A 13,031-nucleotide genomic window follows, 5' to 3' on the forward strand; every position below is an offset into this window, starting at 1 on the left:
TGTCCGCGGTGGGTGCTGATGACCGGATTTACAGTGCGGATCCGAAGTCGGGGCAGGTGACGGTGACGTCGGCTGGTGCCGATGGTGTGGTTGCGGATTCGTCGGTGGAGACCTGGGATGGGTTGAAGGGTGCCGGGGATTTGCAGTTGGCTGTGGTGGGGGACCGGCCGGTGGTGCTGGATGCCGGGCGGGGGAAGTTGTTCCTGCCGGGCGGGCGTGAGTTGGCTTTGGCGGATGCGCGGGAGGCGAAGCTGCAGCAGAGCGGGCCGGCGGCGGATGCTGTGGCGGTGGCGACTCCGAAGGCGTTGTTGATGCAGCCGTTGGATGGTTCGACGGCGAGGACGGTGGGCTTTGGCGGGCAGGGTGTGCCGGCGGCTCCGGTGCAGCTGGGTGGTTGTGTGCATGCTGCGTGGTCGGGGGCGAACAAGTACGTCCGGGACTGTGTGGATGATGCCAATGACAAGAACGTCGATGTGCCCAAGGCGTCTGCGTCGCCGAGTTATGTGTTCCGGGTGAACCGGGACCTGGTGGTGCTTAATGATGTGAATTCCGGGAATGTGTGGCTGGTCAACCAGAACATGCAGCTGGTCAACAACTGGGACGACGTCATCCCGCCGAAGGAAACCTCCGACGACGCGGACAAGGACTCCGCCGACGAGGTCCAGCAGACCGTCCTCCCGGACCGGACCAAACCCAACAGCGCCCCCACGGTCAAACCGGACACCTTCGGCGTGCGCGCCGGGAAGACCACCATCCTCCCGGTCCTGGACAACGACACCGACCCCGACGGCGACATCCTCACCGTCCGCGCCCCCGAACCGATCGGCTCCGGGCTGCTGGCACCCATCTACGGCTCCACCGGATTCCAGGTCAGCGTCCCGGCGGACAAGACCGGCTCCGAAACCTTCAAATACTCCGCAGACGACGGCCGCGGGCTCTCCGCGTCCACCGACGTCACCCTTAACATCATCCCGGCGGGGGAGAACTCCGCCCCGCGGCAGAAGCCCAACCGGAACACAACCCTGGTGGTCCAGTCCGGCAAGCTCGTCAGCCAGAACATCCTCACCGACTGGATCGACCCCGACGGCGACGACCTCTACGTCGTCAGTGCCGCCAGCAGCGACCCCCGTGACCAGGTCAAGGCCCGGCCCGACGGGCTCCTCAGCTTCCAGGACTCCGGCTCGGAGCCCGGCCGCAAGGTCCTGACGGTCACCGTCTCCGACGGCCAGTCCAGCACCGAGGGAAAGATCACCGTCGACGTCCGGGCGCCCGGCGCGCTGCCGCCGATCGCCAACGCCGACCACCTCGTGGCCGTGGCCGGTGTGGACACCGTCATCGCCCCGCTCAAAAACGACTCCGACCCGCAGGGCGGCGCGCTCCGCCTCGCCCAGGTCACCCCGGACGGCAACTCCACCGCCACCATCGGCGCCGACCAGCAGACGTTCACCTTCGGGTCCGCGTCCCCCGGCACCCACTACATCACCTACCTCGTCACCAACGGCCCCGCGAGCGCCCAGCAGCTGGTCCGCGTCGACGTCGTTCCCGGCAACGGCGACGGCGCCCCGGTGGCCGTGCGGGACACGGCCCTGCTGCCCAGCGGCGGCAGTGTCCTGGTGGACGTCCTGGGCAACGACTCCGACCCCTCGGGCGGTGTCCTGGTGGTCCAGTCCGTGACCGCCGCGGACGGTCAGCCGGTCAGCGTCTCGGTGCTGGACCACTCCGTGGTCCGGATCACCGACGTCCGTGCCGAGGGCCAGCTCAGCGTCAAATACACCATCTCCAACGGCACGTCCTCCGCCAGCGGGGAAATCGCCGTGCTGGTGGTCCCCGCTCCCGCCAAGCTCCAGGCTCCGCAGGCCAAGCCGGACGAGGCGACCGTGCGGGCCGGGGACGTGGTGACCATCCCCGTCCTTGAGAACGACACCGACCCCAACGGCGGCAAGCTCACCCTGGAACCGGTGCTGGCCCAGGAACCCGACGCCGCCGACGGCCGTATGTTCCGCTCCGGCGGAACCTTGCGCTTCATCGCCGGGGACGTCGCCAAAACCGTCTACGCCATCTACAAGGTCACCAACGACTCCGGGCAGTCGGACTCCCAGCAGGTCACCATCCGGATCAACGCCCGCGACGACGAGCGGAACACCCGCCCGGAACCGAAGAACCTGACGGCCCGTGTGGTGGCCGGCATGGTGGTCCGCATTCCCGTACCGCTGGACGGCATCGATTCCGACGGCGACTCCGTCCAGCTGATCGGCGTGGACAAGGCGCCCGGGATGGGCACCGCCGTGGTCAGGGACGGCTACCTCGAATTCACGGCCACCGGCACCGCCGCCGGCACGGACACCTTCAGCTACCGCGTCCGGGACCGGATCGGCGCCGAAAACACCGGCACCGTGATTGTCGGCATCGCCCCGCCGGAAGCCAACAACCAGAAACCCATCGCCATCGACGACGCCGTCGACGTCCGGCCCGGACGCAAGATCGCCGTCGACGCGCTCACCAACGACTCGGACCCCGACGGGGACCCGATCACCCTGGCCTCCAACGCCTTCGAGGCCCGCCCCGAACTGCAGGTGGAGGCGGCCGACGGCGGCAAGGTGCTCCTCACCGCCCCCGGCACCGCCGGCAACGAGAGCGTCAGCTACACCGTCCAGGACGACAAAAAGGCCCGGGGCAGTGCCGTGATCCGCGTCCGGATCAGCCCGGACGCTGCCCTCAAGCCCCCGGTTGCCAAGGACGACGTCATCACCCCTGCCGAAACCCTCGGCAAGGCCGCCGTCGACGTGCCGGTCCTGAAAAACGATTCGGACCCCGACGGCGTGGCCGCCGACCTCAAGATCTCCCTGCCGGACGGCAACCCGAACGCCCGGGTGGGCGGCGACGGCAACGTGGTGGTGGCCCTCGCCCCCACGGACCAGCTGGTCCCGTACACCGTCACCGACGTGGACGGCCAGAGCGCGACGGCGGTCATCTGGGTCCCGGGGCAGGGCGAACAGCACCCCACCCTCTCGCGCACCGACGTCGTCGAGGTGATGGCCGGCAAGGAGGTCACCCTCGACCTGAATGATTACGTCCGCGTCAGGGAAGGCCGCACCCCGCGGATCACGCAGGTGGACAAGATCCGCGTGCAGGGAGCCGCGGCGGACAACGTCGTCGCCGGCAACGGCACCGCGCTGCGCTACGCCGCGCTCCAGGACTACGTGGGCCCCGGCTCCGTGACCTTCGAAGTGACGGACGGCACCGGCCCCGACGATCCGCAGGGCCTGAAGTCGACCCTCAGCATCATCACCAGGGTCATCCCGGACCCGAACGCCAATCACCAACCCACCTTCAGCGGGACCGACCTCGAAGTGCCGAAGGCCGAATCGGTCAGCCTCGAACTCGGCGACCTCGCCAAGGACGTCGACCCGGGCGACCAGGAGAAGCTGAAGTTCGAGCTCGACGGCACCCTGCCCGAAGGGCTCAAAGCCACCGTCGACGGACAGACGCTGCAGGTCAGCGCGGAGCCCACCACCGCCACCGGGCGGAAGGGCGCCATCCCGCTGAAGGTCACCGACGGCCGCTCCGAGCCGGTCAAAGCCACCGTCGAAGCCACCGTCGTCGCCTCCAACCGCCCCCTCCCGACGGCCAACGAGGACGTGATCGAGAAAGCCAACGCGGGCCGGGCCGAGACCATCAACGTCCTGGCCAACGACTTCAACCCGTTCAGCGACACCCCGCTGAAGATCATCTCGGCAACCGTCGAGACCGGCTCCGCCGCGGGGGCCCCTGCCGTGAACGGCGACTCCATCACGGTCACGCCCGCCGACGGTTCCAAGGGCGTAATGGTGATCCGCTACACCGTGCTGGACAAAACCGGAGACCCCACGCGCCAGGCGAGCGGCCGGCTGCGCATCACCGTCCGGGACAAGCCGGACACCCCGCCGGCCCCGTCCGCAACGGACGTCCGCAGCCGCACCGCCGTCCTCAAGTGGGCCCCGCCCTCGGACAACGGCGCTGCGATCAGCAAATACACGGTCCGCTCCAGCGGCTTCAGCCAGGACTGCCCCACCACCACCTGCACCCTCAACGGCCTGACCAACGACGTGAAGTACGTCTTCACCGTCACCGCTACGAACGAGGTGGGCGAGTCAGCGCCGTCGGTGGCGTCCAACGAAATCCGGCCGGATGAGAAGCCGTCCCCGCCGGAGGCCCCGGCGGTCAAAGCCGGCGACAAGAACATGGTGATCACCTGGGCTCCGGCGAAAACCGAGGGCTCCGCCGTCAAGAGCTACAACTTGGAGATCTCCCCGCCGCCGGCCTCCGGGATCGCCGTGAAGAACGGGGTCACCGGGCTGACCTACACGTGGCCGGGACTGACCAACGGCGTCCGGTACAAGGTGCGCGCCCAGGCCGTCAACGAACTCGGCCCGTCGGAGTGGGGCATCTACTCCGCCGAGGACAACCCCGCCGGGGTCCCGGCCGCCCCGGCTGCCCCCACCACGAGTGTGGCCTCCGCCGTGGGGTCCACGAACCAGCTCAAAGTGAACTGGACGGAACCGAATACCAATGGTGATGCCATCAGGAACTACTACGTCACCATGACCGGCGGCGGAGGGACCTCCCAGACGCAGATGGTGGCCGGGACGGTCCGCACCGCGACCTTCACCGCCAACAACTCCGAGGCGTCCTACACCTTCACCGTCCAGGCCGAGAACAAAGCCGGAAAGGGCGCCGTCAGTGCCCCCTCGGCCCCCCGGCGCGCCACCGGCAAACTGGCACAGCCGTCCGGCGTCAGCGCCACCGAGGCCAACACCGGCGGCGCCGGCAAGGCTGTCACCATCAACTTCCGGGAACTCACCGACGCCGAGCGCAACGGCTCGGCGCCCAACGAGGTCAGCTACACGTTCCGCGCCACCACCGGGCAGTCCGGGCCCATCCGGCCCGGCCAGACCGTGGGCGGCTTTACGAACGGCGCCGCCACCACCATCACGGTGACGGCGAACTCCACCGTCGCGCCGAGCTCCGACGCCAGCACCGGCGCCACCGCCAACCCCTACGGTGCGCCCGGAACCCCCTCGGCGTCGGGCCAGAACGGCGGCCAGAACCAGAAGTCGCTCAGCTTCAGCTGGAGCTCGCCGTCCACCTCCACCAACGACGTCGCCTACACCCAGATCAACATCGACGGGCGGGGCTGGGAACGGGTGGCGGCCTCCGGCAGCCGGACCGTGAACACCGGTGGCTTCGATGAACGGCACACCATCCAGGTCCAGACGGTCAACTCCCGGGGAACCGGGGGCGGCATCGCCACGGCGGCGGCCCAGTCCGGGCCACCGACGCGCGAATGGACCACCCGGATCAAGACGTCCGATCCGAACTTTGTCCGCAGCTGCACCTACACCCGCGGCGGCTCCGACTACCGCCCCAACCCCTACTTCGACTGCGGTGGCGTCAACAACGGCGACACGCCTCCATGGTTCTACAAGAACAGCGGGGAGACCATCGTGGTGAAGTGCTACATCATCCAGAACGACAATTGGACGAGCTCGCCGGACACCGAGTGGTACCGGGTGGAACTCGGATCCAACCGAAACGTGGGCCGATACGTCATCGCAGGTCACACGCAGCTTGGCGCGCCGTACAGCCACGGGATCCCGCCATGCGGCTGATATCCGGGCCCGGGACCGCCACTTCCCGGGGCGCCGCAGGGAAGTCCTCCCCATCGCACGGTCCCGGAACGTTCGGTAGGCTGTCGCGGGAAGTGAGGGCCCGGTACCGGGTCCGGCACGCGAATCATGACGCCATCTTGAAGGAAATCTGAAGCTGTGACACGACTTTTCTCCGGCCTGGGGGCCATCAAGCAAGGCTTTATGAAACCGCGGTCCACCCGCCGCAAAAACCTCATCAGCGGTACGGGCCTTGCGGCGGCGGGTGCGGTGTTGGTGACGGGTGCGATTGTTTATCCGGGGTTTAAGACCACTGAGGTGGAGTTGAACGACGGTGGTGTGTGGGTGGTGTCGAAGTCGAAGAATGCGGTGGGGCGGTTGAATTATCCGTCGCGGGTGTTGGATGGGGCGGTGACGCCGGCGTCGACGACGTTTGATGTGTTGCAGGATGCCGGGACGGTGTTTGTGGATGACAGTGCTGGTTCGACGTTGAATCAGGTGTCGGCGGCGCAGATGCGGTTGGGCGGGGATAAGCAGTTGCCGGGGTCGGCGGAGGTGAGTTTCGGGTCGGACGTTATTGCGGTGACGGACGCGGCGAAGGGCACTGTGTGGGCGTTGTCGCCGTCGACGGTGAGTGGTTTTGATGCGGAGAATTCCGAGCCGGTGTTGCAGGGGTCGCAGGGGACGGTGTCCGCGGTGGGGTCTGATGACCGGATTTACAGTGCGGATCCGAAGTCGGGGCAGGTGACGGTGACGTCGGCTGGTGCGGACGGTGTGGTTGCGGATTCGTCGGTGGAGACCTGGGACGGGTTGAAGGGTGCCGGGGATTTGCAGCTGGCTGTGGTGGGGGACCGGCCGGTGGTGCTGGATGCCGGGCGGGGGAAGTTGTTCCTGCCGGGCGGGCGTGAGTTGGCTTTGGCGGATGCGCGGGAGGCGAAGCTGCAGCAGTCCGGGCCGGCGGCGGATGCTGTGGCGGTGGCGACTCCGAAGGCGTTGCTGGAGCAGCCGTTGGATGGTTCGACGGCGAAGACGGTGTCTTTTGGCGGGCAGGGTGTGCCGGCGGCTCCGGTGCAGCTGGGTGGTTGTGTGCATGCTGCGTGGTCGGGGGCGAACAAGTATGTCCGGGATTGTGTGGATGATGCCAATGACAAGAACGTGGATGTGCCGAAGGCGTCTGCGTCGCCGAGTTATGTGTTCCGGGTGAACCGGGACCTGGTGGTGCTTAATGATGTGAATTCCGGGAATGTGTGGCTGGTCAACCAGAACATGCAGCTGGTCAACAACTGGGACGACGTGGTCCCGCCCAAAAACCAGTCCGATGACCAGGACCAGGAATCGGCGGACAACAACACCATCAACGTCCTGCCCGACCGGACCAAACCCAACCGGCCGCCGGAAACCACGCCTGACGCCGTCGGCGTCCGGCCCGGCCGCACCACAGTCCTGTCCGTGCTGGACAACGACTCGGACCCCGACGGCGATGTCCTGACCGCCTCCGTCGGGGGCAACGGCCCGCAGGCCGGGAGCCTGGAGAACATCTACGGCGGCACCGCCTTCCAGGTCACCGTCCCCGCCGACGCGAAACCCGGCACGGAAACCTTCGCCTACAACGCCGCCGACGGCCGCGGGCTCTCCGCCGCCGGCAGCATCACGCTCAACGTCGTGGGCCCCGACGAAAACAAGCCGCCGCTGTTCAAGCGCGGCGAACCCACCACCATGCTCGTTGAACAGGGCAAGACGGTCAGCCAGAACATCCTCACGGACTGGACCGACCCCGACGGCGACGACCTCGTCCTCATGGACGCCAAGGCCGACAACGAACAGGACCAGGTCAAGGTCCGCCGCGACGGCCTGCTGACCTATCAGGACTCCGGCGCCGCCGCGGGCAAGAAATCCGTCACCGTCACGGTCTGGGACGGCCGCGCCACCACCACCGGCAAAGTGGTGGTCAACGTGCAGCCGCCAGGAGCCCTGCAGCCCGTGGTCAACGCCGACCACGTGACCGCCGTCGTCGGCCAGGACCTCGTGATCGCCCCGCTGAAGAACGACGTCGACCCCAACGGCGGCGCCCTGCGCCTGGCCCAGGTGGAGGCCGCCGGCCCCGCCCAGCTGGGACCCGTGACCGACGGCGGAACCTTCACCTTCCGCAGCGACACCCCCGGGCCCGTCTACCTGACCTACATCGCCAGCAACGGCCCGCAAAGCAGCCAGGGCCTGATCCGGGTGGACGTCGAGTCCGGCAAGGACGTGGGCAACCCGGTGGCCGTGCACGACGTCGCCCTGATGCCGGTCGGCGGCAGCGTGCTGCTGGATCCGCTGGCCAACGACTCCGACCCGTCCGGGGGAGTGCTGGTGCTGCAGTCCGTGCAGCTGGCCGACAACGCCACCGCCTCGGTCAGCGTGATCGACCACAGCGTCCTGCGGATCACCGACGTCGTCGGCACGAAGGACCCCTTCACCTTCCGCTACACCATGTCCAACGGCACCAAATCCGCCACCGGCAGCGTCTCCGTGGTGCCGGTCCCGGCACCGGCCGTCGTGGAAGCGCCGCAGCCCAAACCGGACGAGGTCAACGTCCGCGTCAACGACGTCGTCACCATCCCGGTGCTGGCCAACGACACCCACCCCCAGGGCGAAAAGCTCACCGTCGACCCCGTGCTGCCCCAGGCGGTCCCGGACACGGACGGCAAGAGCTTCGTCTCCGAAAACAACCTCCGGTTCATCGCCGGCGCCGAGCCAAAGACGGTCCGCGCCATCTACAACGCCGTGGACCCGCAGGGCCAGAAGAGCGCCGCGGCCGTCACCATCCACATCCTGCCGCTGGAGGGCGCGGAGAACTCCCGCCCGCAGCCGAAGAACCTCACCGCCCGCGTGGTGGCCGCCGGGACCGTGCGGATCCCGGTGGAACTCGACGGCATCGACCCCGACGGCGACTCGGTCCAGCTGACCGGCATCGACAGCACCCCGGCGATGGGCACCGCCACGGTGGGCAGCAACTTCATCGACTTCACGGCAGCCGGCGACGGCGCCGGCACGGACACCTTCCGGTACAAGGTGGTGGACCGGCAGGGCGCCGTCAACACCGGCACCGTCACGGTCGGCATCGCCCCGCGCGGGGAAACCAACCAGAAGCCCACCCCGGTGGACGACGAGGTCAAGGTCCGGCCCGGCCGCCAGATCGCCATCGATGCCACCGGCAACGACACCGACCCGGACGGCGACCCGATCCGGATCGTCGGGGACGGGATCGAAGCCGCCCCGGAACTCCAGGCCAGCGTCAGCAAGCAGAGCTCCCGGATCCTCCTGCTGGCCCCCGCCGAGGAAGGCACCGTCAACGTGCGCTACTCCGTCTCGGACGACCGCGGCGCCACGGCCCAGGCCGCCATCTCCGTCAACGTCCGGAACGACGTGCCCCTGCAGGCGCCGATCGCCCGCGACGACCGGGTGACCTCCGCCCAGACCCTGGGCAAGACCGCCGTCGACGTGCCAGTGCTCAAAAACGACGAGGACCCCGACGGCGTCGGCGAGAACCTCAAGATCGCCACCGAGGCCACCACCGCCCGGCCCGGCGCCGAGGGCACCATGATCGTGGAACTGACCGAACAGCCGCAGCTCATCCCGTACACCGTGGAAGACGTGGACGGGCAGAAGTCCACCGCGATCATCTGGGTTCCGGGCCTGGGCCAGCAGGTCCCCACCCTGGCCAAGGACGACGTGATCGAACTCGTCGCCGGGCAGTCCGTCACGGTGGACCTCAAGGAATGGGTCAAGGTCCGCGACGGACGCTCGCCGCGGATCACCCAGGCGGACCGGATCAAGCTGATCGGGGCCGACGGCGCCGACGGCTCCGACGTGGTGGCGGACAACGGCACCGCCCTGAAATACACCGCCGGCAAAGACTACGTGGGCCCCGGCTCGCTCAGCTTCGAGGTCACTGACGGCTCCGGCCCGGACGACCCCGCCGGCCTGAAATCGACCCTCAGCATCCGCACCCGGGTCCTGCCGGACCCCAACCGGAACAACCCGCCTGTCCTGCTGGGCAGCCAGGTGGACGTGCCCATGGCGGACTCCGCCAGCACCGACCTGTCCCGGCTCACCACTGACCCGGACGACGGCGATGTGGACCGGATGTCCTACGAACTGGTGGGCGGCGTGCCGGCCGGATTCGATGCCGGCATCGAGGGGAAGACCCTGAAGGCTGCCGCCAAGGACGGCACTGTCGCCGGGACGCGAGGCACCGTCCAGGTCAAGGCCAAGGACCCCAGGGGCCTCGAAGCCACGGCAACGTACCAGCTGGCCGTCACCGCCTCCAACCGGCCCAAGCCGGTGGCCAACGACGACCTCGAACCCGATGCCGCCGCGGGCAAGCCCGTCACGGTCAACGTGCTGGCCAACGACGCCAACCCGTTCCCCGAAACGCCGCTGAAGATCGTCACCGCCGGGACCGAAACGGGCCAGGGCACCGCCGAAGTCGCGGGCGACTCCGTCACCGTCACCCCGTCCGAAGGGTTCTCCGGCACCATGATCGTGTCCTACACAGTGGCCGATAAGACCAACGATGCGTCCCGTCAGGCGACGGCCCGGATCCGGCTCACCGTCAAGGACAAGCCGCTGGCGCCCACCACGCCGCAGGCCGCCAGCGTGGGGGACAGCACAGCCCTGCTGAACTGGACCGCCCCCGCGGAGCGCGGCTCGGCCATCACCAAGTACACCGTGTACGGCGAAGGCGGCTACCGCCAGGACTGCCCGGCCAACTCCTGCACCCTGACCGGACTGACCAACAACTCGAAGTACCACTTCCAGGTCACCGCCACGAACGCCCTCGGCGAGTCCGAGCGGTCCCCGGCCTCTGCCGAGGTCCGGCCGGACGTCAAACCGGACACCCCCGTGGCGCCGGCCCTCAAGGACGGCGACAAGCAGCTCACGGTCACGTGGGCGGCGCCGGCGTCCAAGGGCTCCCCGGTGAAGTCCTACGACCTGGAGATCTCGCCGGCCCCCGCCGGGCAGAACGCCCAGATCCAGAACCTCACCTCAGTGAGCTACGTCTGGAAGGGCCTCCAGAACGGCGTGGCCTACAAGGTCCGCGTCCTGGCCCGCAACGACGCCAAGGAGCCCTCCGAATGGAGCGCCTACTCCGCGGCGGAAACCCCGGCCGGCGTGCCCGCCACCCCGGCGGCGCCGAGTGCGACTGCGGCGCCTTCGGTGGGCAGCCAGAGCCAGCTCAAGGTGGCGTGGACAGCCCCGAACAACAACGGTGACGCCATCTCCAGCTACACGCTCACCACCCTGCGCGGCGGAGCCGTCGTGGCCACCCAGCAGGTCTCCGGCACCACGCAGAACGTCACGGTGGACAACTCCGAGGCCGGCTACACCTTCACGGTGTCCGCCACGAACAAGGCGGGCACGTCAGGGACGTCCGGCCAGTCGGCCGCGGTCCGCGCCGTGGGCAAACCGGCCATGGTGGGTGCGCCGTCGGCGTCCCTGGTGGATACCGGCGGCGACGGCGGCAAGATCGACGTGCGCTTCACCCCGCTCACCGCGGACCAGCGCAACGGCTCCAGCGCCGGGGAAATCACGTACAAGTACAAACTCACCTCCGGTGACGGCAGCGGCAACATCCCCGCCGGCGGCGGGGTGGTGGCTGCCCCCAACGGCACCGCCACCGCGGTGGTGGTCTGGGCCGTCTCCTCACGGAGCTCCGCCGCCGGCGACGCCAGCCCCGCGTCCAACTCGGTAAACCCCTACGGGCTGGCCTTCGCGCCCAATGTCACGGGCAGCAAGAGCAGCGGCGTGGGCGACAAAACGGTGTCCTGGACCTGGAACCAGCCCAACGGCAACGGACGCCCCGTGTCCGGCTACCAGTACAGCCTCGACGGCGGCGCCTGGCAGGACACCGGCCAACGGTCCTTCTCCAAGAGCGTGGGCTTCAGCGAAACCCACACCCTCCGGGTCCGGGCCATCAGCGCTAACCAGCCCGGCCGGATCGGCAGCGACACGTCGCGCAGCGGCGCGGAGCCGGCGCCGCCACCAACCTCCCAGGTACAGGTGGAAGCCACCACCGTCCGGACTTGCCCCGGCAAGCCGAACCAGACCGACACGTTCTCCGAGGGGCCGCCGAAGACCTGCGGCGCCGGCTGGGTGGAACGGTCCGAGGGCAGGCTTACCATCAACTGCACCAAGGACATCTACGGCAACGGAACCCCCTGGTTCCGCGTGACCGAAGGCAGCCACCCGGGATGGTTCGTCAAGTCCACCACCGTGGACCTGTACGGACCCCGGCCCGGCGGCTGCTGATGGCCGCTCCACATTCCAGCACGGGCCCCGGCCGGAACCTCCGGCCGGCGGCTCGCCAGACTTTCCACCCAGAACAGAAGAGGACCAACCCATGACCATGACCACCGAACAGGCCGAATGGTTTGCCGGCACCTTCGAGAAGCTCGTCGACAACGTGGGCCGGGCCGTCCTGGGCAAGTCCCACGTCATCCGCCTGACCTTCACGGCCATGCTGGCCGAGGGGCATGTCCTCTTCGAGGACGCCCCGGGCACCGGCAAGACCTCGCTGGCGCGGGCCCTCGCGGCCACCGTCCAGGGCTCCAACAACCGCATCCAGTTCACCCCGGACCTGCTGCCCTCCGACGTCACCGGCGTCACCATCTACGACCAGAAGACGCAGAAGTTCGAGTTCCACAAGGGCCCCATCTTCAACAACATCGTCCTGGCCGATGAAATCAACCGCGCCTCGCCCAAGACCCAGTCGGCACTGCTGGAGGTCATGGAGGAATCCCGCGTCACCGTGGACGGCACCACCTACGAGGCCGGCCGGCCGTTTATGGTGATGGCCACCCAGAACCCGATCGAGCAGGCCGGCACCTACCGGCTGCCCGAGGCCCAGCTGGACCGCTTCCTCATCAAGACCTCCATCGGGTATCCGGACCACGCCTCCACCGTGCAGCTCCTGGGCGGCGCCAACCTCAAGGACCGCTCCAAGGACATCACCGCCGTCATCACCACCCAGGCCGTGGCCGACATGGCGGACCTCGCCGCCACCACCCACGTGGACACCGCCGTGCTGGAATACATCTCCCGGCTCTGCGAGGAGACCCGCACCGCGCCGGAAACCCGCCTGGGCGTCTCCGTCCGCGGCGCCCTCGCAATGGTGCGCGCCGCAAAGGTCTGGGCCGCCAGCCAGGGCCGCAACTTCGTGCTGCCGGACGACGTCAAGGACCTCGCCTCCGTCGTCTGGACCCACCGCCTGGTGATGGACCCGGAAGCCGAGTTCTCCGGCGCCACCGCCGACGCCGTCCTGGCCCGCGTCCTCGCCGAGGTGGCCGCCCCGCAGCAGCGCGCGTCCGTCAGCTAGCCTGCACCCCGGCACCCCACGACCCC

Annotated in this window: 5 protein-coding genes; 3 read left to right on the forward strand and 2 right to left on the reverse strand. The window is 68.7% G+C overall.

Annotated features, from left to right (window positions below; genetic code table 11):
- Positions 1–28 precede the first annotated feature (28 nt).
- Positions 29–457 carry a hypothetical protein gene (locus AR539_RS19680; protein WP_231728532.1) on the reverse strand — a complete coding sequence of 143 codons (429 nt, stop codon included), beginning with the start codon at positions 455–457 and terminating at the stop codon, positions 29–31.
- Between AR539_RS19680 and AR539_RS07850 the strand changes: the two genes are divergently transcribed.
- A complete protein-coding gene (locus AR539_RS07850) occupies positions 444–5,648 on the forward strand; it encodes an Ig-like domain-containing protein (protein ID WP_231728533.1) in 5,205 nt (1,734 codons plus the stop codon). The two genes, AR539_RS19680 and AR539_RS07850, sit on opposite strands and share 14 nt — an antisense overlap.
- A gap of 713 nt (positions 5,649–6,361) precedes the next feature.
- Here the strand turns inward: AR539_RS07850 and AR539_RS19685 are convergent.
- A complete protein-coding gene (locus tag AR539_RS19685; protein ID WP_231728534.1) occupies positions 6,362–6,760 on the reverse strand; it encodes a hypothetical protein in 399 nt (132 codons plus the stop codon).
- A 16-nt stretch (positions 6,761–6,776) separates the two neighbouring features.
- Here AR539_RS19685 and AR539_RS07855 point away from each other — a divergent pair, with 16 nt between their 5' ends.
- A complete protein-coding gene (locus AR539_RS07855) occupies positions 6,777–11,939 on the forward strand; it encodes an Ig-like domain-containing protein (RefSeq protein ID WP_231728535.1) in 5,163 nt (1,720 codons plus the stop codon).
- A 91-nt stretch (positions 11,940–12,030) separates the two neighbouring features.
- Positions 12,031–13,005: an AAA family ATPase gene (locus tag AR539_RS07860; RefSeq protein ID WP_066434479.1), complete on the forward strand. Its 975-nt coding sequence runs from the start codon at positions 12,031–12,033 to the stop codon at positions 13,003–13,005.
- Positions 13,006–13,031 lie beyond the last annotated feature (26 nt).

Source organism: Arthrobacter sp. EPSL27, from assembly GCF_001512305.1.
In the GTDB taxonomy this organism is placed as follows: Bacteria; Actinomycetota; Actinomycetes; order Actinomycetales; family Micrococcaceae; genus Arthrobacter.